At 39.7% G+C, this 25,023-nt stretch carries 24 protein-coding genes, 1 rRNA gene and 1 riboswitch; of the genes, 3 read left to right on the top strand and 22 right to left on the bottom strand.

Annotated elements, in window-relative coordinates:
• Positions 1–75 precede the first annotated feature (75 nt).
• Entirely contained in the window at positions 76–1,818 is a 1,743-nt protein-coding gene (locus TR08_RS17775) for an adenine deaminase C-terminal domain-containing protein (RefSeq protein WP_045520402.1), read from the bottom strand.
• Positions 1,819–2,110: 292 nt separating this feature from the next.
• Between TR08_RS17775 and TR08_RS17780 the strand changes: the two genes are divergently transcribed.
• Positions 2,111–2,401 carry a YgaP family membrane protein gene (locus TR08_RS17780; protein ID WP_045520403.1) on the top strand — a complete coding sequence of 97 codons (291 nt, stop codon included), beginning with the start codon at positions 2,111–2,113 and terminating at the stop codon, positions 2,399–2,401.
• Between the two features lie 396 nt (positions 2,402–2,797).
• Positions 2,798–2,887 (top strand): EYxxD motif small membrane protein, encoded by a 90-nt coding sequence (locus TR08_RS33980; RefSeq protein WP_370576346.1) that lies wholly within the window; start codon positions 2,798–2,800, stop codon positions 2,885–2,887.
• On the opposite strand, the gene purD is transcribed toward TR08_RS33980, so the two are convergent.
• From purD to TR08_RS17875, 19 genes are all read right to left on the bottom strand, one after another.
• Positions 2,865–4,136, bottom strand: coding sequence for a phosphoribosylamine--glycine ligase (purD, locus tag TR08_RS17785; protein ID WP_045520404.1), 1,272 nt, complete (start codon positions 4,134–4,136; stop codon positions 2,865–2,867). The genes TR08_RS33980 and purD overlap by 23 nt on opposite strands.
• A 15-nt stretch (positions 4,137–4,151) precedes the next feature.
• Positions 4,152–5,690, bottom strand: a complete 1,539-nt coding sequence (gene purH / locus TR08_RS17790) for a bifunctional phosphoribosylaminoimidazolecarboxamide formyltransferase/IMP cyclohydrolase (protein ID WP_045520405.1) — start codon at positions 5,688–5,690, stop codon at positions 4,152–4,154.
• Positions 5,665–6,267 (bottom strand): phosphoribosylglycinamide formyltransferase, encoded by a 603-nt coding sequence (gene purN / locus TR08_RS17795; RefSeq protein ID WP_045520406.1) that lies wholly within the window; start codon positions 6,265–6,267, stop codon positions 5,665–5,667. The genes purH and purN overlap by 26 nt, the downstream gene beginning before the upstream one ends.
• Entirely contained in the window at positions 6,264–7,289 is a 1,026-nt protein-coding gene (gene purM / locus TR08_RS17800) for a phosphoribosylformylglycinamidine cyclo-ligase (protein ID WP_045520408.1), read from the bottom strand. Before purM ends, purN begins: the two co-directional genes overlap by 4 nt.
• Before the next feature lie 11 nt (positions 7,290–7,300).
• The gene (purF, locus tag TR08_RS17805; RefSeq protein ID WP_045520411.1) at positions 7,301–8,707 is read right to left on the bottom strand and encodes an amidophosphoribosyltransferase; all 1,407 of its coding nucleotides are present in this window, start codon (positions 8,705–8,707) and stop codon (positions 7,301–7,303) included.
• Positions 8,683–10,911: a phosphoribosylformylglycinamidine synthase subunit PurL gene (gene purL / locus TR08_RS17810; RefSeq protein ID WP_045520413.1), complete on the bottom strand. Its 2,229-nt coding sequence runs from the start codon at positions 10,909–10,911 to the stop codon at positions 8,683–8,685. Before purL ends, purF begins: the two co-directional genes overlap by 25 nt.
• Positions 10,895–11,578 carry a phosphoribosylformylglycinamidine synthase subunit PurQ gene (gene purQ / locus TR08_RS17815; protein ID WP_045520415.1) on the bottom strand — a complete coding sequence of 228 codons (684 nt, stop codon included), beginning with the start codon at positions 11,576–11,578 and terminating at the stop codon, positions 10,895–10,897. The genes purL and purQ overlap by 17 nt, the downstream gene beginning before the upstream one ends.
• Positions 11,575–11,829: a phosphoribosylformylglycinamidine synthase subunit PurS gene (gene purS, locus TR08_RS17820; protein WP_045520417.1), complete on the bottom strand. Its 255-nt coding sequence runs from the start codon at positions 11,827–11,829 to the stop codon at positions 11,575–11,577. The genes purQ and purS overlap by 4 nt, the downstream gene beginning before the upstream one ends.
• A complete protein-coding gene (gene purC, locus TR08_RS17825; RefSeq protein WP_045520419.1) occupies positions 11,822–12,535 on the bottom strand; it encodes a phosphoribosylaminoimidazolesuccinocarboxamide synthase in 714 nt (237 codons plus the stop codon). Before purC ends, purS begins: the two co-directional genes overlap by 8 nt.
• A 322-nt stretch (positions 12,536–12,857) precedes the next feature.
• Positions 12,858–14,156 (bottom strand): adenylosuccinate lyase, encoded by a 1,299-nt coding sequence (purB, locus tag TR08_RS17830; RefSeq protein ID WP_045520421.1) that lies wholly within the window; start codon positions 14,154–14,156, stop codon positions 12,858–12,860.
• Positions 14,153–15,307, bottom strand: coding sequence for a 5-(carboxyamino)imidazole ribonucleotide synthase (purK, locus tag TR08_RS17835; protein ID WP_193747779.1), 1,155 nt, complete (start codon positions 15,305–15,307; stop codon positions 14,153–14,155). The genes purB and purK overlap by 4 nt, the downstream gene beginning before the upstream one ends.
• Positions 15,294–15,782, bottom strand: a complete 489-nt coding sequence (purE, locus tag TR08_RS17840) for a 5-(carboxyamino)imidazole ribonucleotide mutase (RefSeq protein ID WP_045520427.1) — start codon at positions 15,780–15,782, stop codon at positions 15,294–15,296. Before purE ends, purK begins: the two co-directional genes overlap by 14 nt.
• Positions 15,783–16,067: 285 nt before the next feature.
• A riboswitch (purine riboswitch) is annotated at positions 16,068–16,169 on the bottom strand.
• Positions 16,170–16,254: 85 nt separating this feature from the next.
• Positions 16,255–16,452: an NETI motif-containing protein gene (locus TR08_RS17845; RefSeq protein ID WP_045520429.1), complete on the bottom strand. Its 198-nt coding sequence runs from the start codon at positions 16,450–16,452 to the stop codon at positions 16,255–16,257.
• Positions 16,449–16,973: a DUF2179 domain-containing protein gene (locus tag TR08_RS17850; RefSeq protein ID WP_370576347.1), complete on the bottom strand. Its 525-nt coding sequence runs from the start codon at positions 16,971–16,973 to the stop codon at positions 16,449–16,451. The genes TR08_RS17845 and TR08_RS17850 overlap by 4 nt, the downstream gene beginning before the upstream one ends.
• 151 nt (positions 16,974–17,124) lie before the next feature.
• Positions 17,125–17,586 carry a MarR family winged helix-turn-helix transcriptional regulator gene (locus tag TR08_RS17855; protein ID WP_045520432.1) on the bottom strand — a complete coding sequence of 154 codons (462 nt, stop codon included), beginning with the start codon at positions 17,584–17,586 and terminating at the stop codon, positions 17,125–17,127.
• Between the two features lie 104 nt (positions 17,587–17,690).
• Complete coding sequence (locus TR08_RS17860; protein WP_045520434.1) at positions 17,691–19,595, bottom strand: ABC transporter permease; 1,905 nt, start codon at positions 19,593–19,595, stop codon at positions 17,691–17,693.
• Positions 19,570–20,340 carry an ABC transporter ATP-binding protein gene (locus tag TR08_RS17865; RefSeq protein WP_045520436.1) on the bottom strand — a complete coding sequence of 257 codons (771 nt, stop codon included), beginning with the start codon at positions 20,338–20,340 and terminating at the stop codon, positions 19,570–19,572. Before TR08_RS17865 ends, TR08_RS17860 begins: the two co-directional genes overlap by 26 nt.
• Positions 20,341–20,447: 107 nt before the next feature.
• A complete protein-coding gene (locus TR08_RS17870; RefSeq protein WP_045520438.1) occupies positions 20,448–21,419 on the bottom strand; it encodes a HAMP domain-containing histidine kinase in 972 nt (323 codons plus the stop codon).
• Positions 21,416–22,117: a response regulator transcription factor gene (locus tag TR08_RS17875; protein WP_045520440.1), complete on the bottom strand. Its 702-nt coding sequence runs from the start codon at positions 22,115–22,117 to the stop codon at positions 21,416–21,418. The genes TR08_RS17870 and TR08_RS17875 overlap by 4 nt, the downstream gene beginning before the upstream one ends.
• A 60-nt stretch (positions 22,118–22,177) precedes the next feature.
• On the opposite strand from TR08_RS17875, the gene TR08_RS17880 reads away from it, so the two are divergent.
• The gene (locus TR08_RS17880) at positions 22,178–23,398 is read left to right on the top strand and encodes an eIF2A-related protein (RefSeq protein WP_045520481.1); all 1,221 of its coding nucleotides are present in this window, start codon (positions 22,178–22,180) and stop codon (positions 23,396–23,398) included.
• A 54-nt stretch (positions 23,399–23,452) separates the two neighbouring features.
• On the opposite strand, the gene TR08_RS17885 is transcribed toward TR08_RS17880, so the two are convergent.
• Both TR08_RS17885 and rrf read right to left on the bottom strand, forming a co-directional pair.
• Entirely contained in the window at positions 23,453–24,349 is an 897-nt protein-coding gene (locus TR08_RS17885; protein ID WP_045520442.1) for a fumarylacetoacetate hydrolase family protein, read from the bottom strand.
• A gap of 593 nt (positions 24,350–24,942) precedes the next feature.
• Positions 24,943–25,023, bottom strand: a 5S ribosomal RNA gene (gene rrf / locus TR08_RS34190); the annotation flags it as partial.

Below are 25,023 nucleotides of genomic sequence, written 5' to 3' on the forward strand. Positions count from 1 at the left end.
TTTAAAACACTCCTATCTCTTTTCTCGGAAGTAAGAAATACTGACGTTTTTTAACCAATTAATTACTTTTATAGTTTAACGCATTATCGACGGAAAGAGAACAGTTTTGTTCATTACATCGTACATACCCTGTTGGGTGATTCGAATATAGGGTAAATGAGTAGCTGAAAAGAATAACAAGCTGTATACAGGATCTGAGAAGGAATATCCACGGTCCCTCAATTCAACAAGCAGCTTCTTTTCTTCGTTTATTAATTCCTTAATTGAAAGATTTGACATAATTCCGTTAAGCCTTAACGGTATCTCACATACAACATGATCTTCCTCAACCATGACAATTCCGCCGCCTAACTCCTTCATCCTATCGAAAGCTGCAAGCATATCACGTTTATTTTTTCCAATTAAGATAATGTCACCCGTATTGGAAAATGAACTAGCCAGTGCAGAAAGATTTGTGGCAAATCCTTTTAACAATGTATTAATCCTCCACTTGCCATTCCTGTCTAGCAGAGAGAAGAAACATTCATCATGGTCGGTTGACAACTCATCATAAGAGGCATCAATCGCAATGGAATACGGCTTGGTTATAACCGAATTCTCCATCTTAATGCCAAATGGCATTGAAAATTGTAAATCGTCAAGGCTTAGATTCCATTCCAGTTCCATTGGCTTCAGACCATAATCGTCCCAATTAATGGAGTGATAAGCGTCAATCAATTGTCCGTCACGTTTTACCCATTTACCTTTTGCCAGTACAGAATGAGGTGTAGGGTCTTCAATACTGGATAGGAAGTTGATATTTGCGACACGGCCAGTTGCAATATTACCATGTAGATGGTCAATGTTGTAATAACGGGCAATATTCACTGTTGCCATATTATAAGCATCAATCACTGGTACACCTTTTTCAATGGCAATCCGAATCATCGTATCGGTGATACCTTGCTCATAAAACGTGGATGTTGCACCATCTGTGTTAAACATTAAACGATCATAGGCTTCAATTCCTAATCTCTTTATATCATCCAGCAAGTCTGGAAGGTCAGGACGGATTGAAGAATATCTCAATGAAACCATATATCCCTGCATTAAGCGGTTATATACTTCTTCACCTGTCATTGCCTCATGGTCACTATCTGCACCTAACAGTATCATTTTAGCTAATGTTTTCTCTGATGCACCTGGAAAATGTCCTTCAATCTTTTTGTGCATCCGTTTTGCTTCTTGAATCCAATGCAGCATCATATCATCGCCGTCTAACAATTTAGGCCAGCCAGTTAATTCACCGCCTTGCAGAACAGCGTCATGCTCTAACCACGATTTAATATTGCTATGTGAAAAAACATCTTCTTCATTTAAAATTTCAGTTTGCGCATCAAACCGGCACCACCAGAACATGGTTGTTGGGATGGAACGCAAGTCCTTCAATAAAGAAAATGCTTCCTTTTTCTTTAAATTCATAATCAAAGATATGTTGTCATTAATGATGGTCGTTGTTCCAAACTGGGATGCATACGCCGCCAGAGTATGGGGATTATATAATTGATAAGGATGGGCATGTGGCTCGATATAACCTGGAACAAGAATTTCATTTGTACAGTCAATGATTTCACAGTTTTCCAATTCCGGCGGTAAATTCTCGCCAACATATACAATCCGATCTTCATATATCCAAATATTCGCCCGCATCCACTGGCGAAATGTTTGATTTAAATACAAGGCATTTTTTAACAAAATGGTTGGTGAAGTTTTTCCATCTAAAACGGATACATGCATGCGTAAATGTTTATTTTTCCATCGATAACGTTGTTCCAGCATACGATACCCTCCCTTTCTTAGAAGCTATTTATCTATTTATAAAAGCGAAAGCGCCTTGCCCAGGGGCGACAGGCATAAGACGAGCCGGCGAGAAGGTCGGTCTTTACCTTCTTGACGGATTGGCTTATGACCCCGACCCCCTAGGCGCTGGAGCTAGATAGTAAGAATGTTGATTTTTCAATAAAGAAAGCCCTTACAAAAATGAATTTAACTTTATACTATCATATATTACTGTTTAACGCATTAAAGAATTGGATAATTACTGTTAAAATATTGTGAAGGAGTGAACAGTGTGAACATTACTAAAAATATCGGGATAATCAACGCATTAATTAGGATTACAATTGGTCTTACGATTCTTTCTTGGAGTACGGCTAAAATGGTGAAGTTTCCATGGAGAGACTCCTATTTATTTATTGCCATTTGCGGAGCAATGAAGGTTGCTGAGGGTATTGTTCGTTTTTGTCCTGTAACAGCACTATTTGAAAGATATCAGGAAATGGAGCAGCAAACACCACTTGCCCTTGGCGATGGCTCAAACAAAACCGATGTCGATCAGTTCTTGCCATACAATCCATCTTAATTAACGGCTATCTTTGCCAATAAGAGTTTGAATTAACCTAATTGTGCCCTTCTTTTTGAATTTTTGGAGTTTGCGGTAACGATTAGTCGCTAATCGTGCCCTTCTCCTCGATTTTTTGGAGTTTACTGTAACGATTAGTCGCTAATCGTGCCCTTCTCCTCGACTTTTTGGAGTTTGCAGTAACGATTAGTCGCTAATCGTGCCCTTCTCCTCGATTTTTTGGAGTTTGCGGTAACGATTAGTCGCTAATCGTGCCCCTTTCCTTGATATTTTGGAAGCAGCGGTAACGATTAGCAGCCAAACTAAGAATTCCTACTCAAAAAAAATAGGGGTGACCGTAGTTGGTCAGCCCTTGAATGATAGTAATGAATCATGTTTTGGGAATATTTATTAGATATGTCGTTTGTAATAATCAGTTTAATTGGCGGTATTGTGGCACATTTATTTGAATTTCTCCGCCGCTCTAACAGAAGACGCGCCCGATAGCCTTGAAGCCGATATCTTTTCGATAAAAAACTCCATCACATGATAATTTTTCAAGCTCTCGATAGACAGTATCCTGCGCTTCCTTTAAACTTTCAGCTTTTGCTCCTACTAAGAGAACTCTGCCTCCAGCAGTTTCAAATTCACCTAGTTGATTTTTAGTTGTTCCTGCATGGAAGGTATAGACTTCATTTGAAAAATCCGCTAAGCCTTTTAGAACAGCACCTTTTTCATATTGCTCTGGATACCCTTTCGCTGCAACCACAACACCTACCATCGGTTGATCATCCCACACTAACTCTGGGGTGCCACCGTCTAAAACATCTAGGATGGTCTGAACCAAATCTGATTTTAATCTTGGTAAAATTACTTGTGTTTCCGGGTCTCCAAAACGAGCATTAAACTCGATAACCTTCGGACCATTTTCACTTGCAATCAAACCAGCATATAAGATTCCACAAAAGCTTCTTCCTTCTTGAATCATTGCCTTTGCAGCCGGCTTAAGAATCGTTTCAATTGCTGTCTCAACCGTCTTGTTATCAATATGTGGAACAGGAGAATATGCACCCATTCCTCCTGTATTTGGACCGTTGTCACCGTCAAAGGCACGTTTATGATCTTGGGCGATTTCTAACGGTATCACGACTTCCCCATTTACGAACGCCATGAGGGAAAATTCCTCACCGCCTAGAAACTCTTCAATGACTACCCGTGCCGAAGCTTCACCAAATTTTTGGTCAACGAGCATTTCTTCTGCACTTTGTAATGCTTCTTCCAAGGTTAAGGCAACTGTAACGCCTTTACCAGCAGCTAGTCCATCGGCTTTAATGACGATAGGAGCGCCTTTTTCTTCAATATATTGCTTCGCTTCGTCATAATTGGTGAATACAGCATATTCAGCAGTGGGAATCTCATACTTTCTCATGATTTCCTTTGCGAACGATTTACTTCCTTCGATTTCGGCTGCCAGCTTCCGAGGTCCAAACACAGCTAGACCTGCGCTTTCAAATTTATCTGCTAACCCTTCAAGCAAAGGAACTTCTGGTCCGATAATCGTTAAACCAATTCCCTGTTCCGTCGCGAATTGAATAAGTTGTTCATGATTACTTTCGTCAATCAAAAGACGTTCTGCGACATCCTCCATCCCGTGATTACCAGGAGCCACAAATACTTTTTCTACAAGCGTGCTTTCACTAACCTTTCGACACAGTGCATGTTCTCTTCCACCTCGGCCAATGATTAGAACCTTCACCCATCTCACCTCATTTTAGTGTTTAAAATGTCTAACTCCGGTAAATACCATAGCAATTCCGTATTCATCCGCTTTTTTGATGGAGTCCTCGTCGCGAATTGAACCACCTGGCTGAATGATTGCGGTAATTCCTGCTATTGCTGCGGCTTCTACGGTATCATCCATAGGGAAAAAGGCATCAGAGGCGAGTGCTGCACCTGCAGCTTTTTCACCTGCTTGTTTTAAGGCGATTTCAGCGGCACCTACCCTGTTCATTTGTCCAGCACCAATTCCAATTGTCATATCCTCTTTCGTTACGACAATAGCATTGGATTTTACATGTTTGACTACCTTCCAGCCGAGCTTTAATGCTGCCCATTCCTGCTCAGTTGGCTGTCTTTTCGTAGGTACTGTAATCGTAGCATTGTCTAACGTGAAAGTGTCCTGTTCTTGAGCAAGCAGTCCACCTTCAATCGTGGTCAGCTTCATCTCTGGTTTTTTTGCCCCTGAAAATGGAATCGTTAATAAACGAAGGTTCTTTTTAGCTGTTAAAATTGTTAATGCTTCCTCAGAGAAAGATGGCGCAATAATAATTTCTAAGAAAATCTCATGAAGTTTGCCAGCTGTCTCTGCATCCACTTCACTATTAAAAGCAATAATTCCGCCAAAAATGGAAACGGGATCCGCAGCAAAGGCTTTTTCAAAAGCAGTAAAACTATTTTTTCCAGTTCCAATACCGCATGGATTCATATGCTTCACGGCAACAGCTGCAGGCTCGGTAAATTCCTTCACAATCTGCAAGGCAGCGTCCGCATCATTAATATTATTATAGGAAAGCTCTTTCCCATGGAGCTGCTCCGCATTAGCAATGGAGAAAGTGGAGCCTAGTGGTTTTTTATAAAATGCAGCTTTTTGATGTGGATTTTCCCCGTAACGGAGCGACTGCTTTAGCTCATATGTAACGGTTAATTTTTCAGGTGTTTCTTCCTGTGCGAGTTCTGTCATGTATTCTGCAATTAAAGCGTCATAAGCTGCTGTGTGACGGAAAACCTTTGCCGCCAGCTTTCTACGTGTTTCCAACGTCGTTTTACCATCTGCTTTAAATTCCTCAATCACCTTATTATAGTCAACTGGGTCAACAACCACCGTTACATATTGATGATTTTTAGCTGATGCACGTAACATCGTTGGACCGCCGATATCAATATTTTCTATCGCTGCTTCAGTTGTTACATCAGGCTTTTCAATCGTTTGCTGAAAAGGATAAAGATTAACACAAACCACTTGAATAGGATCAATACCATGTTCTTCAAGCTGCTTTTGGTGCTGTTCGTCATCATGTTTTGCAAGTAAGCCCCCATGAATGAACGGATTTAACGTTTTTACACGTCCTTCTAATATTTCTGGAAAGCCGGTTACTTCACTCACTCCGAGAACAGGAATCCCTTGTTCTTGAAGTGCTTTTTTCGTTCCGCCAGTTGAAATAATTTCAAAACCTAAGCTGACTAATTCTTTAGCAAAATCAGAAATACCATTTTTATCAGAAACACTAATAAGTGCGCGCTTTTTTGTCACTTTCAACTTCCCCTCTCGTTAACAGCATTTGCAGGATGGATGGATAAAGCTTATACTCGATACTTTGTATTTTCCGTTGCAGACTTTCTCTTGTTTCCTTTTCACTTAGGCGGAAGCGTTCTTGTACAATGATGGGTCCAGTGTCCATTCCTTCATCAACGAAGTGAATCGTAACTCCGCTCCATTTTGCCTTTGCAGCCAAGGCCTGACCAATCGCATCTTTACCTGGAAAGGCAGGAAGAAGCGAAGGATGGATATTAACGATTCGTCCAGCGTACGCTCCGAGCAAGGTTGGACCAATCAGCCTCATAAAACCAGCTAGAACGATAAACTCGACACCATAGCTGGTTAATTTCTCCAAAACCGCCTTTTCATAAGCTTCTTTGGATCCATATTCCTTAGGATTAAAAGCAAAAGTTGGGATATGGGCGGCCTTTGCCCGCTGGGCGGCAAAGGCTTCCGGCTTGTCACAAACGAGAAGTGCGATGTCTGCTTCAAGTTGTCCGGCTTTCACTACATCAATGATCGCTTGAAAATTACTTCCATTTCCTGAGGCAAAAACCGCAATTTTTTTCATCGGCGACCACCCATATTAATTCCTTCTTCTTCGGTTACAACACCGATTTCATAGGCAGTTTCCCCGGATTGTTTTAAGTGCTCCATCAAATCTGCAGCGATATCCTTATCAACAGCAATAACCATGCCAATACCCATGTTAAAAATATTATACATTTCTTGCTGATCGATTTGTCCAACAGTAGTGATTAGATTAAAAATCGGTGGGATCTCCCAGCTTTTTTCATAAATGTCTGCTCCAAGTCCCTTAGGAAGCATCCGAGGGATATTCTCAATAAAACCGCCTCCGGTAATATGGGCCATGCCTTTTATGTTGAATTTTTTCAATGCTGATAAAATTGGTTTTACATATATTCTCGTTGGTTTCAATAACTCTTCACCCAAGCTACAGCCAAGCTCCTCAACATATTCTGTTAAAGCCCAGTTATTGAAGACTTTCCTTACGAGTGAATAACCATTGCTGTGGATTCCACTTGAAGCTAATCCAATTAGCACATCGCCTGGCTTGATATTTTCCCCTGTAATCAATTGGGATTTCTCACATGCACCAACCGTAAATCCTGCAAGATCATACTCATTTTCACTATATAATCCAGGCATTTCAGCTGTTTCACCGCCGATGAGTGCGCAGCCTGCCTGCTCACACCCTTCCGCAATTCCTTTTACAATTGCCTCAATCTTTTCAGGTTCAGCTTTTCCGCAAGCAATATAATCTAAAAAGAACAAAGGCTCTGCGCCTTGAACAACAATATCATTGACGCACATTGCTACTGCATCTATGCCAATCGTGTCATGCTGGTCCATCCAAAAAGCAACCATCAGCTTGGTACCCACTCCGTCTGTTCCCGATACAAGAACAGGCTCTTTTAGGTTAAGCGAAGACAGGTCGAACATTCCGCCGAACCCGCCCAGGCCCCCTAACACACCAGCTCGGGCTGTTTTTTGTACATGCTTTTTCATTCTCTCAACAGCTTCATAGCCTGCCTCGATGTTTACGCCTGCCTGTTTATAAGCATTCGCCATGATGGTCCCCCCTATTTTTGATAATAATATTGGAGTGTATCTGGATAAATTTCAGTTGGGTAGTCACCATTAAAGCAGCCAAGGCAGAATCCATTTGTTCCTTCTGTTTTAACAATGGCTCCTAACATCCCCTCTGTACTAATAAAGGTTAATGAATCAGCACCAATCAGCTGTCTAATTTCTTCCACTGATTTATCTGAAGCAATTAATTCTTCTTTTGTTGATGTATCAATTCCATAAAAACATGGATTTTTAATCGGTGGTGAACTGATTACTACGTGCACTTCAGTCGCTCCTGCCTCTTTTAGCAGCGAGACAATTCGTCTGCTCGTCGTTCCACGAACAATTGAGTCATCAACCATGACAACACGTTTTCCTTCAACGACACCACGAACCGCAGACAGCTTCATTTTTACACCTTGCTCACGTAACGATTGAGTTGGCTGTATAAAGGTCCTGCCTACATATTTGTTTTTAACCAAACCCATCTCATAGGGAATACCCGCAGCTTCCGCATAACCAATCGCTGCTGAAATACTTGAATCTGGAACTCCCGTTACTACATCAGCTTCAATCGGTGCTTCTACCGCTAATCTTTTCCCCATGTTTTTACGGGCTGTATGAACATTGATTCCTTGGATATTGCTATCAGGTCTTGAAAAATAAACATATTCCATCGCACAAATCGACTTCTGAGAATTAAATGCGAATTGCTCAGAGGTAATTCCATCCTCATTGATGATTAACAGTTCTCCTGGCCTAATGTCGCGGATGTATTCAGCTCCAACAACATCAAAAGCACAGGTTTCTGAAGCAACCACATAAGCATTTCCAATACATCCGAGCGAAAGTGGTCTTAATCCATGAGGATCGAGAGCAACCATTAACTCTTTTTCTGTTAAGATTAAATATGCATACGCTCCTTTTAACATCGAAAGTGCATTTTTCACCTGGTCTTTTAATTGGGGGTAGCCGCTTCTTCTTATTAAATGAGCTAAAACCTCCGTGTCTGAGCTTGTTTGAAAAATACTTCCTTGTGCTTCAAGCTGATGTTTTAAGAAATTGGCATTTACTAGATTGCCGTTATGAGCAAGGGCGAGACTTCCTGTTTGAGAATGGAACAGCAAGGGCTGGACGTTCTCATAGCCGCCGCCCCCTGCTGTCGCATAACGAACATGCCCAATCGCAGACGTACCCTTTAATTCTTCCATCACGTTCGAAGTGAAAATCTCTGAAACTAGACCTTCACCTTTCACAACTCTAAGCTTATTTCCGTCGGATACGACAATACCTGTACCCTCTTGACCTCGGTGCTGCAGGCTATGGAGTCCGTAATAGGTAAGCTGTGCAGAATCTGGGTGTCCCCAGACCCCAAAGACTCCGCACTCTTCATTTAATCCCTTGATTTCAGCAAGCATGGAATAGCTCCTTTCCAGGCATCCTTCAATTGGTTTACAGAAGCTTCTAAAACGGTATTATTTTCAGCTTTGACTTTTAATGTCGCAGTATCATTTACTTCACCAATCAGTTTGGCAGCTACTAAACTTTCAAACTCTGTTTGATGTTCTTTTTTCACAGTTAATAGGAAACGGGATTGTGTTTCACTAAATAAGGCTGAAACCTGATTTCCTGTGATGTTAATTTCCGCACCAAGCTGTTCATTCGTAAACAGACTCTCTGATACAGCCACTGCTAACCCACCTTCTGATAGGTCATGTGCTGATTGAACAACTCCTGCACGAATCGCAGCTAAAACTTGGTTTTGACTTTCTTTTTCAACTTCAATATTTAATTCCGGAGCTTTTCCAAAAACCTTTCCATAAACCAGCTTTTGAAGTTCACTTCCTCCGAACTCATCCTTTGTTTCTCCGACTAAGTAAATAAGGTCGCCGTTATTCTTAAAATATTGAGTGGTAATATGATCGATGTCTGTTACCAATCCAACCATACCAATTACCGGTGTTGGATAGATGGCTGTTCCGCTTGTTTCGTTATAGAGGGATACATTCCCGCCGATAACAGGCGTCTCAAGAACCCGGCAGGCTTCACTTATTCCATCTGCTGCTTTTTCAATCTGCCAGAATACTTCTGGTTTTTCTGGATTTCCAAAGTTGAGGTTATCGGTAATCGCTAATGGTTCTGCACCAGAGCAGACAATATTACGTGCGGCTTCTGCAACAGCAATTTTTCCGCCGACCTCAGGATCTAAATAGACATAGCGTGAATTACAGTCTGTCGTCATCGCTAATGCCTTTCGAGTTCCACGAATCCGGACGACAGCCGCATCTGAACCTGGAGACACAACTGTATTTGTGCGCACCATATAGTCATATTGCTGATAAACCCATTCCTTGCTCGCAATCGTTGGCTGACTTAATAGCTTTAGAAGCGTCTCTTTTGGATCAGCAACGTGAGGGATATCCGCCTCCATAGCTTGGAATTCCTGATAATAAGCTGGAACTTTTGATGGTTTGTGATAAACTGGAGCATCTTCGGCTAATGCATCAACCGGAACATCAGCAACCACTTCTCCGTTATGAATCAGTCTTAGCTTTTTATCGTCTGTTACTGTACCAATGGCTACTGCTTCTAAATCATATTTAGAGAAAAGCTCGTTGATTTCTTGCTCTCTTCCCTTTGTGATGACAATCAACATTCTCTCCTGTGATTCAGAAAGCATCATTTCATATGCCGTCATTCCTGTTTCACGCTGTGGGACAAGGTCAAGGTTCATCTCTATTCCCATTCCAGCTTTACTTGCCATTTCTGCTGATGAACTCGTTAATCCAGCCGCTCCCATATCCTGAATACCTACAAGTGCATCTGATTGGATAAGCTCTAGACAAGCTTCTAGTAAAAGCTTCTCCATGAATGGATCACCGACCTGAACGGCTGGACGGTTTTCGTCGGATTGCTCTGTCAATTCTTCAGAAGCGAAGGTTGCGCCATGAATCCCATCGCGACCAGTTTTTGCCCCGACATACATGACTGTATTGCCAACACCTTGTGCGAGACCTTTTTTAATGTCTTTATGATCAATCAAACCGACACACATCGCATTGACCAAAGGATTGCCTTCATAACATGATTCAAATTGAATTTCACCGCCAACGGTTGGAATCCCGATACAATTGCCGTACCCTGCAATCCCAGCAACTACTTCTTTGAACAAGTAGCGGACCCTTGCAGAATCGTTGAGTTCACCGAAGCGAAGTGAGTTTAATAGAGCTATAGGGCGTGCCCCCATCGAAAAAATATCACGGATAATTCCGCCCACACCAGTTGCTGCACCTTGATAAGGTTCAATTGCCGAAGGATGGTTATGACTTTCAATCTTAAATACGACCGCCTGATCGTCACCGATATCGACAATTCCAGCACCTTCTCCAGGACCTTGGAGGACTCTTTCACCTGTGACAGGGAATTTTCTTAATACTGGCTTTGAGTTTTTATAGCTGCAATGCTCCGACCACATAACGGAGAATAATCCGGTTTCGGTGTAGTTCGGAGTACGGCCAAGAATATTTTCAACCAGCGTAAATTCTTCATCGGATAAGCCCATTTGCTGATAAAGTTTTTCTGTCTTTACTTGATCTGGTCTTGGTTCATGCTTTAACAACATTTGCTTCCCTCCAGCTTCTTACAATCGATTGAAATAATTTTAAGCCATCTGCTCCGCCTAATAACTCATCAACGGCTCTTTCAGGGTGCGGCATCATCCCTAAAACGTTACCCTTTTCATTGATAATTCCTGCTATATCTTCTAAACTTCCGTTCGGATTATCCTGGTAAGTGAAAACGATTTGGTTATTTGCTTTTAGCCCAGCAAGCGTTTCCTCATCACAATAGTAGTTTCCTTCTCCATGCGCTACTGGTATGGAGATGGTTTCTCCTTGAGCATAGGCTGTAGAAAACATGGTCCCATTGTTCGCTACCTTTAGGTTTACGGGTTTACAGATAAATGATAGACTTTCATTTCGTCTCATTGCCCCAGGCAGTAGACCAACTTCCAATAAAATCTGAAATCCGTTGCAGACACCAAGAATTGGTTTCCCTGCTTCTGCTGCTTTTACTACTGCTTTCATTACCTTACTAAAACGAGCAATGGCTCCTGTACGTAAATAATCACCATATGAAAAACCACCAGGAAGTAAGATTCCATCAAACTCATCTAAGCTCTCTGTGTCATGCCATACATATTCAACCTGCTCACCAAGTTCATCCTTAATCGCATGGTACATATCGATATCACAGTTAGACCCTGGAAAAACGATGACTGCAAACTTCACTGAGGAACACACTCCTCTACTTCATAACGGTAGTCTTCAATGACTGGATTTGCAAGGAGCTTGCTGCAAACCTCATTGATTACTTCATCAAGATTACGTTCTGATTTTTCGACTATTAATTCCATATATTTTCCAATTCGAACATCGGTTACTTCAGGAAAATTTAACGAATGGAGTGAATGAGTTACTGCCTTACCTTGTGGATCTAATACACTTTCTCTTAACGTGACATATACCTTTACCTTATACATGCTGCTTTCCCCCTAATCTGGCTAAAATGGTTTCATAGGCTTCTGTTAAACTGCCAAGGTCCCGACGGAATACATCTTTATCGAGCTTTGCATTTGTCTTTTTGTCCCACAATCTGCAGGTGTCCGGTGAAATCTCATCTGCTAATAGTATCTTGCCTTCATCGTCCTTACCAAACTCAAGCTTGAAATCGATGAGGTTAATGCCTAGCTCTGTAAAAAAGCTTGATAAAACTGTATTAATTATTAGTGCCTTTTCTTTTAAAATTGCTAGTTCTTCAGAAGTTGCTACATTCAATTCGTAGACATGGTCAACTGTTAACAGCGGGTCACCAAGATCATCATTTTTTAGATAAAACTCAACAAGTGGCTTAGTTAATTCTTTACCTTCTTCGATCCCTAATCGCTTTGAAAGACTTCCTGCAGCAACATTACGAACGACAACCTCAAGCGGAATAATCGATACTTTTTTAACTAGCTGCTCTGTTTCTGAAATTCTCTTAATAAAATGCGACTCAATTCCCTGTTCCTTAAGCTTTAAAAATAGCAAACTAGTAATTTCGTTATTCAAACGTCCCTTACCAGTAATATCTGCCTTCTTTTGCCCGTTGAAAGCTGTTGCCGAATCCTTATACTCAATCAAAACAGTTTGTTCATCTTCCGTTTTAAAAATTCGCTTCGCTTTTCCTTCATAGAGAAGTTCTCTCATAAAGAATGCCTCCTAATTCGCAATATTGGGAATCTTAAAAGTATTATAGGCACTGGAAATCAGTGTTAGTGCCCATATTCTTGTTATTTATTAGATTTCGGTAACTAATTGGCTTCTTTGGTTACCACTTTCTTGGTTTTTACTCGTCTTTGGTCTCCAAGAGCCTTCCTTGGTTACCACTTTCTTGATTTTCACTCGCTTTTGGTCACCAAAAGCCCTCTTTGGTTACCACTTTCTCATTTTTCCAACCGTTTCGGTCACCAAAAGCCCTCTTTGGTGACCGCTTTTTCGATTCTCAACCGATTTCGGTCATTAATAGCTCTTACCCATTCAACCCTAATCGATCAAAGATGGTATCAACATGCTGCAGGTGATAGTTGTAATCAAAGCAGTTAGCAATTTCTTCCATTGAAAGCAAGCTTGTAATTTTCGGCTCCTCTTCAATCAAACCGCGGAAAGGAACTTGCTTTTCCCATGACTCCATTGTTTTTGGCTGAACGGTATCATAAGCCTCTTCACGTGATAAACCTTTGTCAATCAACGCAAGCAGGACTCTTTGTGAGTAAATCAAGCCAAGCGTCCGGTCCATGTTACGTTTCATGTTTTCTGGATACACAGTTAGGTTTTTAATGATGTTGCCGAAACGATTTAACATGTAGTTCAAGGCAATCGTTGCATCTGGTAAAATGATCCGCTCTGCAGAAGAGTGTGAAATATCGCGCTCATGCCATAGTGGAACATTTTCATAGGCGGTCATCATATAGCCGCGAATCACACGGGCCAAACCAGTCATATTTTCAGACCCAATTGGGTTTCGTTTATGAGGCATCGCAGATGATCCTTTTTGTCCTTTTGCAAAAAACTCTTCGACTTCACGCGTTTCACTTTTTTGTAACCCACGAACTTCCACGGCAAATTTTTCAACCGAAGTAGCAATCAATGCAAGAGTGGACATATAGTGTGCATGGCGGTCTCGCTGCAAGGTTTGGGTTGAGATTGGCGCAGGCTGGGTACCCAGTTTTTCACACACATATTGTTCAACAAACGGGTTGATATTAGCGTAAGTTCCAACTGCTCCGGAAATTTTCCCAAACTCAACACCAGTAGCTGCCTGATTAAAACGTTCCAGGTTCCGTTTCATTTCTTCATACCAAAGAGCAAGCTTCAATCCAAAAGTAGTCGGTTCAGCATGTACGCCGTGCGTACGTCCCATCATGACGGTAAATTTATGTTCGATCGCTTTGTTCTTTAGGATTTCAATAAAGTTTTCAAGGTCCTTGCGGATAATCGCATTGGCTTGCTTTAATAAGTAAGAAAGTGCGGTATCAACTACATCCGTTGAAGTTAACCCGTAATGCACCCACTTGCGCTCTTCCCCTAATGTCTCGGATACCGCGCGAGTGAAAGCAACAACATCATGTCTTGTTTCCTCTTCAATTTCTTTAATCCGGTCAATATTAAAGGATGCATTTTCACGAAGCTTCTTTACGTCCTCTTTCGGAATATCACCTAACTCAGACCATGCCTCACATGCAAGTATTTCAACCTCTAACCAAGCATTAAAGCGGTTTTCCTCTGTCCATATTGCACCCATTTCAGGTCTTGTATAACGATCAATCATCTTTTTGCCTCCAGACTTTTTTCTTCCCAAATGTTACTGTTACTCACTTCTTCAAGGGCAGTATCAACAGAATCACATAGAATCGTTACATGCCCCATCTTTCTTTTTAGTTTTGCCTCTTCTTTCCCATATAAATGAACTTTCCAATCTGGTACGTTTGTTAATTTTTCTAACACGTTTTGAACATGCTCTCCTAATATATTAACCATCACCGCAGGCTTTAATAGCTCTGTCTTACCAAGGGGCAGGTTACACACAGCCCTAATATGCTGTTCGAATTGTGATGTTTCACATGCCTCAATCGTATAATGCCCTGAATTATGCGGTCTAGGAGCGAGTTCATTTATGTAAATGTTATCCCCCGCTGTTAAAAACATTTCAACCGCCAGTGTCCCTACTAACTCAAAGGCATTAGCAAGTTGTATCGCTGATTGAATTGCATTATTCTCCGCTTGTTTACTAATACGTGCTGGAGAAAATGTTTGGTGGAGAATGTTATCGCGATGAATATTTTCTCCAACCGGAAATACAGCTGTTTCACCATTTGAATTTCTAACGATTATGACTGAAATTTCTTTCGTAAAAGAAATCCATTTTTCCAAGATACATTGTCCATTTTCAAGAAGGACTTGAGCCTTTTCGATATCCTGACTATTTTTAAGAACTACTTGCCCTTTGCCGTCATAGCCGCCTCGTGCTGTTTTCAATACTACAGGATAGCCAAGTCTTTCACAATTTTCATTAAGGTCATTCAGCGAATTGATTACGGCATAAGGTGCCACCTGAACACCAGCGTTTTCAATTGCCTCTTTTTCTTTTACTCGATCCTGCGTAATTTCAAGTAAGTTCTTACCCTGTGGTACATATGCTTGATTACAAAGCCATTCAAGCGCTGCAGCATCGATATTTTCAAATTCGTAGGTAATGACATCACTTACTTCAGCTAGTTGGCTAATTGCTGGTAGATCATCATAATTGCCGATAATCTTATAATCAGCCACTTGGCCGCAAGGAGAATCTTCAACAGGGTCTAATACAGCAATTCGATAGCCCATTGCTCTTGCGGAAAGGGCCATCATCCGTCCTAGCTGTCCGCCGCCAATAATTCCAATTGTTTGACCCGGTAAAATGGTTTTATTAAACAAGCTCATCACTACTTTCTATTGCTGCAATTTTTGCTTCAATACGGACTTGCTCGAGTCGTTCTTGTAATTTCGAATCGTTAATCGAAACGATTTGTGCTGCCAGTAATCCCGCATTTGTTGCCCCTGCTTTTCCGATTGCCACTGTTGCCACTGGTACCCCTGCTGGCATTTGCACGATGGATAATAGTGAGTCTAGTCCATTCAATGCCTTCGATTGAACAGGTACACCGATAACTGGCAATGTGGTCTTTGCTGCAACCATACCTGGCAGATGTGCCGCACCGCCTGCACCTGCGATGATTACCTTAATTCCGCTTACTCTAGCATTCTCAGCAAATTCAAACATCAAATCAGGAGTGCGGTGGGCTGAAACCACCTTTTTCTCATACGGAACTTCTAACCGGTCAAGGATTTCACAGGTATGCTTCATCGTTTCCCAATCTGATTTGCTTCCCATTATTACCGCCACAATCGGATTCATGTTCTCTCCCCTTTGTCTAGCGCAAGCAGCCTAGGGGGCTCTCAGGTCTAAGCCAATCCGTCAAGAAGGTTAAAGAACAACCTTCCCACCGGCTCGTCTTATGCCTGTCGCTCCTGGGAAAAATTGAACTGCATTTTTCCTTGTTCAAGGCGCTTACGCTTTTCTTACTTTACCAATATAAAAAGCCCAAAACAGATACTTCTCCAATTTCCACGAAATGAGAGAAAGCAGTCTGTCCGGGCTGAAATCGGCACAGTAAATACCCTGAAACGAGTTAACGTTTCTGGCATTTCCACTTCCCCTCATAGTCCAATCATTTACGGTAATTGGGTAGATACTTATAGGCCATATTCCCATTATTATACGAGGGTGTTACTTTATATATTTTTTTGACACCTTTATATTACAATTTAAGGGGCAAATGGTCAATAAAAACGAACGATTTTATTTATAAAAAATATAACGTTCGTATTTACTCACTGCTGACGGCCTCAAATACAATCTGTCTTCCAACCGGTTCATAGGTAGTTTTATTCCCAGTAATTACCTCCTTAAAAATTGGTTTTTCCGTCCGGCGAACCGGTACATACCCCTGTTTTTTCATCCGCTCTAAACAAGCTTCAATACTTTCATTTTCTTGTACTTCAAATTGCATTTTCTTTTTACTCATGAAAATAATTTCCCTCTTTTCACAGATTTCACCCAAAATCCTCCATGGATAGATTTTGGTTCATAGGAGATGATGAATGCTTTTGGATCCAAATTTTTTATCGTGTCATACAATTTAAGTTCAAATTTTCTTGGTGTTAAAATTTGCATTGCCATCCGATCGCCTTCCAGACCATTTGCTTCCCAATTTGTTACACCATATCCTTTTTCCCTTAATGTTTTAGGCAAGTCTTTATCATATGCATTAGTTATTACATTTACCGTAATATAGCCCAAAGCCAGCTTTTCCTCTATTTTCATCCCGACAATAACCCCAATTCCATAACCAACCGCATATGCGATTAGATTTTGGATTTCATTAAGATTATTTAAAACAAGACCGAGACCTAACACATAAATAACGACTTCGATCATACTAAGAGAAGCCGCCAAATACCGCTGCCCTTTTAACGTTAGAATCATTCTTATCGTAAAAAATGAAACATAAACGATGTTGATAAGTAAGATAATCACTACCATCATAAAACTATTCTCTAACAAAGACTAAACCTCCTATTCTCATCTTGGACAATTCTAGGTACGTTATTTTGTTAGTGTAACCCTTTTGATTAAATTTTTCATTTAATTTAAAGAAGACCCGCCATTTGACAGGTCCTATACTAGGATTATTTTACTAAGGTAATACTTCTTTTTGGGCTTCGACACCAATATGATAGAGTTTTTCATGGATGTCTAATAGTTTTTCTAAATCTTCCTTCGGCAATTTCGCATAGTACTTTTCAATGATAAACAGCTGATTTTTTTCTACCATTTGATTATAGCGGTGACCTTTTTCACCTAGTTGAACGATAATTTCGCGGCGGTTGTCAGGATTTATCTCTCTTTTTACATAATACTGCTTTTCCAGTTTTGAAATGAGCTGACTCGCAGCACTGGCCGTAATGGATAAAAAGTGTGAAATTTCATTAACAGTCCGATTTTTCACCCTTAAGAGCTCTAAGATTACTTGTTGTTTTGTTGATAGGTCGGCAAACTCATCGTTAATTAGTTTCTTATAGTCCTCTAAAAATAGAGAACTCAAAGCATTGGAGTAATCTACAATTTTACTGCATATAATTTCTAAATCTTTGTTCACTTCTTTCACCTCTTCATATTTCCATTATAAACCACTATTAATATTTAAGCGAACTTAAATGTTTATTAAAATAAAAAGACTAAGCTGGATAACCAGCTTAGCCTCTAAATTAAAGTTTTTTTCAAATTTCGTAAATAATGGTGACGGATAAATAAGAAATAAATGATTTGTGCGATAAAAAAGCCTGCTATGACAATGACCATTTCAGTTGCAATGGACATCGAGAAGAAACTTTGAAGTGCCATGAAGGCAAAAATACTGTGAATGATTGCAATTGTGATTGGAACAAAGAAAAGAAGTACCAACTGGCGTGTAACAATCTTGTTTAGCTCTCCATCAGTTAAACCTACTTTCTTTACCGTCAAATATAAACGACGGTCGTATTCCAGATCCGCATATAATCGGAAATACAAGAAGCTGCCTGCTGCAATAAAGAAGACTGCACCGATTAGAAAGGCTACAAGTAACATAATCCGATACACGCTCATTAGCTGTTGATATAATGTTCCGCTTACCGTCATCGCATAAGGATTTTTACTTGTATTAAAGACTGCACCATTCTCCACTAGATTTTCAGCCATTCCAGCTGTTTTTTCAAACTCAGCTGTAAAAAATCCAGTAAATAATACTGTATTTTTAGATGAAAGTTTTTGATATAACTCATCACTAACAACAAGTCCTTCACTCGTTATAAGTTGAAAGGGAATCACGACATTATTTGTCGCCTTATTTTGCTGAAGCTTAATGTTCTCCTGTTTTAGCGTATACGTCTGTGGGTCAAACGTTTCAATTAACGACGTTAGCATAGCAAGTGCTTCCATTCCAGTCGGTTTGTCCTCTTTGAATGGATAACCAGCAAGCTCTGATATCTTTTTGTAATTCGAATACGTAATAACAGGTATTTCTTCTCGTGCGTAAGGGTCAGTAGAATCAGCAATTTCCACATACTTCAATGGAATCTCAAGTGTAGTATAGTTGATATTTCGCTTTTGAAATTCACTTTCGATTTGCTGTAGGTTATGCTGGTGGACAGCTTGATTATCCTTTGCAAGATAACTTACTGCTGCTGGAAAATCCAATTGAAATTGCTTGTTTAAAACATTCATTGACGCGAGTGTTCCCACTGCACAAAACGCAACCGTTGAAACGATGGTAACCATAAAAAACATCCGGGCATTATCCTTTAAGCGATAAGCCAAACTTGAGAATGTAATGATATTGGTTCTTTTCCAAAACAATATCCGATTTCTTTGAAGCAATTTGGTCATGAACACCGACAGTTGGGTATAGAAAAAGTAGGTTCCAAATATGGTCATGAAAACAACAGGTAGAATACGAATCATCATCGTTTCCAGTGTTGTTGTAGCTGCTAGATAATAACTGGCAATTAGTAGAATAGCAGACAAAATCGCAAGTACTTTCGAAACTTTGGGCTCTTTTTTTGGCTTTTCTCCGGCCTGGAATAAGTCAATTAACTTATTGATCCTGACTAGCAGCGTAGTAAATATAGAGATAGATAAAAAGAGAATTAAAAAGGCAAAAATAGTCCATGAAAGAGCTTTTCCAGATAAATAGAAAGGAACGGACTCAATATCAAGCATTCTCGAACCTATCATTAGAAACAATTTACCTGTGATGATTCCTGCACCAATACCAGCAATAATGGATCCAATACCAATCAGCATGTTTTCTAAAAAAACCATTCGGTTTAGCTGACCCCTTGTCATCCCGTGCATCATTAATATCCCAAATTCCCGCTTACGCGATTTCAAAAACGTGCTGACCGAATAAAGTACAAACAAGAATGAGAAAACATACATGATGACTTCAGCTGTAACCATTAATTGAATCGCTACCGAAGCGGTTACCCCTTTTTTTATATCAGGATTAAAAATAAACAGGGCATACACAAAGAAAATCATCACAGAGAACGCGCTGCTTAAAAAATAAGCGGCATATGTCCGTTTATTGCGGATAACATTTCTAAAGGCGAACTGTCGAAAGGTCATGACTGTTACCCCCTAGTAATGCCAGCATATCAATAATTTTTTGGAAAAATGCCTGGCGATTATCTCCTCGGTAAATCTCGTTATATAGCTGTCCGTCTTTTATAAAAATAACACGGTGGCAATAGCTCGCTGCAACAGCATCATGTGTCACCATTAAAGCAGTCGCTCCATCCTCTCTGTTAATCGTCGAGATGGTTTCCATAACATCTTTAGCCGATTTTGAATCAAGGTTTCCAGTTGGTTCATCTGCTAAAATAAGCGAAGGCTGATGAATAATCGCCCGAGCGATCGCTGTTCTTTGCATTTGTCCGCCAGAAATTTCATAGGTGCGCTTTTTTAATATAGAATCTATCCCTAGTTTTTGGGCAACCTTTTGAAGCTTCCTCTCCATTTCATTAACACGTTTCCCGTCCAGTGTAAGTGGAAGGACGATATTCTCCTCAACCGTTAACGTATCCAGTAAATTAAAGTGTTGAAAAACAAAACCCAACTCTCTTCTTCGAAATAATGCCGTTTGCTTGCGATTTAATTGATGTGGATTCTGTTCATTAATTAAAACCTCACCAGAGCTCGGTTGATCGATGGTTGAGATTAAGTTCAGCAGCGTTGTTTTTCCACTTCCTGATGGACCCATGATCCCAACAAACTCTCCCTTTTCAATTGAAAAGTTAATATTATCTAAGGCTTTATGCGCCACTCTTCCCTCATATATCTTTGCTAATTGTTTTACAGTTAAGATAGCCAAGACCTTCACTCCTTGTTCTTATTTCATGTCTTTATTTTAGCTAGTAAAGGAACCTGGCTGCCATTTCATAAACTTACAGTTAGCTTACAAGATTGTAAGGTTGATTTTTAAAAAATGATTCGGACCGTAGTCCCTTTATTAACGGTTGATGCAATCTCTACCCGGTGTCCAAGTTTATCGCATATTTGCTTCGCTAAATAGAGTCCCATTCCGGTTGACTCTTGAAAATTCCGTCCATTTTCACCCGTGAAATAGGGATCAAACACTCTAGGCAGATCGCTTTCGGGGATTCCAACACCTTGATCCTGAACTTCTAACACAACATTAGTGTCGCGTTTAAAGCCTTTAAGAAAAATTTTTCGATTTCCATCCGTTGTATATCTTACTGCATTTGTAATAATTTGAGTTAAAACAAATGAAAGCCATTTTTCATCTGAAGCTATACTCAATTCATCATTCAATTGTAAGGAGGGAAAAACACGGTTTCGAATGAATAACCTTTTTTGATTGGAAGTAACCGAGCGTACGACCTTTTCTAAGTGGAGCATTTCTACATAAAAATCATGCTCAAATTCATCTAAACGGGCAGTATATAACACCATATCTAGACCTTTTTTCATACGGTCAAGTTCATCACCTATTGCTGTGAAGCGAGGCTCATCTTCATCCTGAATCATCAAATGAATTACAGACAATGGTGTCTTCATTTGGTGAACCCATTGATTAATAAACTGAATATGGTCCTTCAGTTTATGCTGATAGTGATGTAAATCATTTTGATACTGACGGTATTGACTTTTCAATAACAGATGTAGACTAGTGGCTAATGGAGCCCCAGAACCTGCCTTGATAAATTCATCCATAGGAGTATGTGGCTCTTCTAAACGCTTATAAAAGTTTCGGTGGGTTAGATACCGATAGACAAGATATCCGATAAACAAACAGCCGCTAAGAATTCCAGCATACAGGATAATCGAATAATTTTGGTACCCATCAAGCCAAAATACAAATAAGATCAAAACTAATTGAGCTATATAGACGATAATTAGAGGAATTTGTTCCCTTACAAAAAGCTTCAAGACTGTGCCCCCCAATTGGGTAAAAGGCGATATCCTTGTCCACGAATCGTTTGCAAAGCGTCCTCAATATTTAATATCATTAACTTCTTTCGTACACGTGTGATATATACATTTAACGTATTGTCATCAACAAAAACTTGATCATCCCATATTTTTTCAAGGAGGCGATCACGACTTACGACCCTCTCGGACCTCCTCATTAATTCTTCTAAAATTCTAACCTCTGTATGACTAATTTCTACCTTTTGTTTTTGAAACGTCAAAGTTAATCTTTCTACATCTAGTTTTAGCCCTTCTATATCAATTAATCGATCACCATGTGTACTAGCAAACTTCCCATAGGCACGACGAAGCTGACTATTGATTTTGGCTACCGCAATATCGTAATCAAATGGCTTTGTGATATAGTCATCTGCTCCATTTTCAAGTGCCATCACTTGATCCATTTTTCCTTCCCGGGCCGAAATAAAAATAATCGGACAGGTGGATACTTTGCGAATTTGACGGCACCAATAATAACCATCGAATTTAGGCAAATTCACATCAAGTAAGATAAGGTGCGGGGAATACCTTTCAAATTGCTCCAAAACTGAATCAAACTGATCTACTGGCTGGGTATCAAAGCCAAATTTATGTAAATGTTCATTAAGCAACGTTACAAGTTGTTTATCATCTTCTACAATAAAAATTTTGAACATATTTTTCTCCTTTTATTGGGAATTATAAGATTTAAAGATACTAGGTGGGTGACTTTGCTAATGAAAAAAATACTTTTATTTGTTTTTTTGCTCTTAACCTTCCTTCCAGGTTTCGTCTCAGCGGAACCTAAGGATAATCTGAAAGCAGCTTTTATCAGAAACGATCATTTATGGCTTAAAATAAAGGATAAGGAAATTAAAATTACGGATGCAGGTTATATAAGATATCCAAAATGGTCATTCGATGGCAGCTGGGTTGCTTATTTGAAGGGAGCCAAAGAAGGAGATGTTATGGATCTCTGGCTCTACAATAGTAAGAGCAATAGACATACTAAGGTTAAAGAAAATGTTGATAATAACTTTCAATGGTCCCCGAGTGAAAATACAATTGGTTTCCAAGTTGTAAAGAATTTATTTATTTTGGATACCAGCCAATTAGGCTTAATTATACCCATAGCCCAAAACATAGAAAATTTCTCTTGGCTCCCCACTGGCAATGGTTTGCTTTTGTCAACAAAGAAAAGTCCAAAACTAGATTCAGATATTATTTTATCAAAAGTTATCCTAAGAAAAAATGAAAAGCCCATTATTACCCATTTTTATACAATTAAGCTAGATAAAGATGAAATATTTGTCTCTACTAGTGAATTTAAATGGTCAAGTGACAAGAAGTGGATTAGTTTTTTGTTAATCCCTACCGCTTCCTTATCGGCTGACGGAAATACTTTATGTATCCTTTCTGCTAATGGAAAAACATTTCAAATGGCAGATGAAATGTTAAATGAATCTGCATGGTTCCAATGGGCTCCATATAATGGGTTGTTAGGATATATAAGTGGTGTTGGACGAGAAGCCACGATCAATAAACGAATGCAGGTTTTAAATGTCCCTTCTATGAAAAATGTCATCCTTACGCCAAGGGGTTTTGTAGATCGTGATTTGACGTGGCAAAATAATCGAACTGTAATCGTCTCCCGATCGAAGGAAAACGGTTCTGGGGACTTGGACCAAAGAGCTATGCCAAGTCTATATAAGATAAGCCTATCAGATAACAAACAAACCCAAATCACGGTTCCTTCTGAAAAAGATGGAGATTTTAGACCACAAATAGTTAAGAATAATCTATTTTGGATTAGAACAGATAGAAAAGATGCACATGTTATGAGTTCTCCAACCTATAGTATGAGAGAAATGCTTTGGATTAAAGATATCAGTTTGGGGAGCTCCTATTATGAAAAGTGGAGTTGGGATGAGGTGTTTAGTTTATATTCGAGGCGCTAATTCATACAGCATTGGAGGGCCAGGCAGGCTTAGTGCCTGGCTCTTTCCCCAAAATTATTTTTCTTTGATTAATTTATTGGTTAGTGCACCTAATTTTTCAACTTCAACAGTTACCAAATCACCAGGCTTCAAGTAAACTCGTTTTTCCATTGGGTAGCCTATGATAACACCAGCTGGAGTTCCAGTAAGAATTACATCACCTGGTGTAAGAGTCATGTGCTGCGAAATATAGCTGACAATTTCATCTACATAAAAAATCATATCAGATGTATTGGAATCTTGACGTTTTTCTCCATTCACATACGTTTTTAATTGTAAATTGTTAGGGTCACCTACTTCATCCGCTGTTACAAGATAAGGACCTATAGGACTGAAGTCATCACATGTTTTTCCAAGTAACCATTGGTTTGTCCTTTTTTGCAGGTCACGTGCTGATAAATCATTCGCTGTACAATAGCCAAATACATAATCTAAAGCATTTTCCTTACTTACATACTTCGCTTCCTTCCCAATTACTACCCCTAATTCTACCTCGTAATCCAGCCTTTGAGTCACTTTTGGCACAGCTATCTCACATTTATGTCCTGTTAATGAATTATTAAATTTACTAAATAATATAGGTACTTCTGGATAAGGGGAATTTGTTTCATCTGCATGTTTGCGATAATTTAAACCTACACAAATAATTTTGTTCGGTTGTGTGACACAAGGTCCCCACTCAACTTCTTCTATATTTTTAATATAATTTGTTTTATTTTCAGTTGGCAGATTGGTAATATAGTCCTCGAGTGCAGAAATGACTTCATCTCCACCCGCGATTACCTCCATGATGTTTGTATGTACTTGATTATTAGGAATCTCTTTTAATGCCTCTTCAAGATCAATTAGGCCATTCTCAATTTTAACACCTAACACATGCTTGCCTTCTTTTTTTATGGTTACTAGTTTCATTGAATATATATCCTCCTTATTTTTTGATTCTTTACCCACTGATTTCTCTCTTACTTCTTTTTTATCCTTCTTTCTACTTTAATTAATTTGGCTGTGTTAAACTTTGCTGTTGATTTCCACTCCAGGCACTTCGCTTTCCGCGGGCGGTCCGGGGAGCCTCCCGCAGGAGTCTTCGTGCCTTCCGCTCCAATCAACAGAGTGCCAAAATCAACAATTAGCTTTAACACAGCCATTAATTAATTTTTTTCTTGAATTTAGATTTATTAAGCAAGAATCAATTATGAAGGAAAGAATCAGATGCCAAAAATCAAAAATGAGGTTTGATTCCCTCTATCCTTGAAAAGTCGTGTTTAAGGGAATCAAAAAGAGGTTTTGGTTCCCTGTATCCTTTAAAAGTCAAGTTTATGGGAATCAAAATGAGGTTTTGGTTCCCTCTATCTTTGAAATATCGAGCTCATGGGAATCAAAAAGGGGTTTTGGTTCCCTCCCTCCTTTAAAAATCAAGCTTAAGGGAATTAAAAGATAATTTTTACTATTTTGTCTTTTCGAACAACACAAAAAAGCACAACCCTTATCAGGTTGTGTTTCGTTTTGCCTGGCAACGTCCTACTCTCACAGGGACAAAGTCCCAACTACCATCGGCGCTGAGAAGCTTAACTTCCGTGTTCGGTATG

The organism is Neobacillus niacini (genome assembly GCF_000759675.1).
In the GTDB taxonomy this organism is placed as follows: domain Bacteria; phylum Bacillota; class Bacilli; order Bacillales; family Cytobacillaceae; genus Neobacillus; species Neobacillus niacini_A.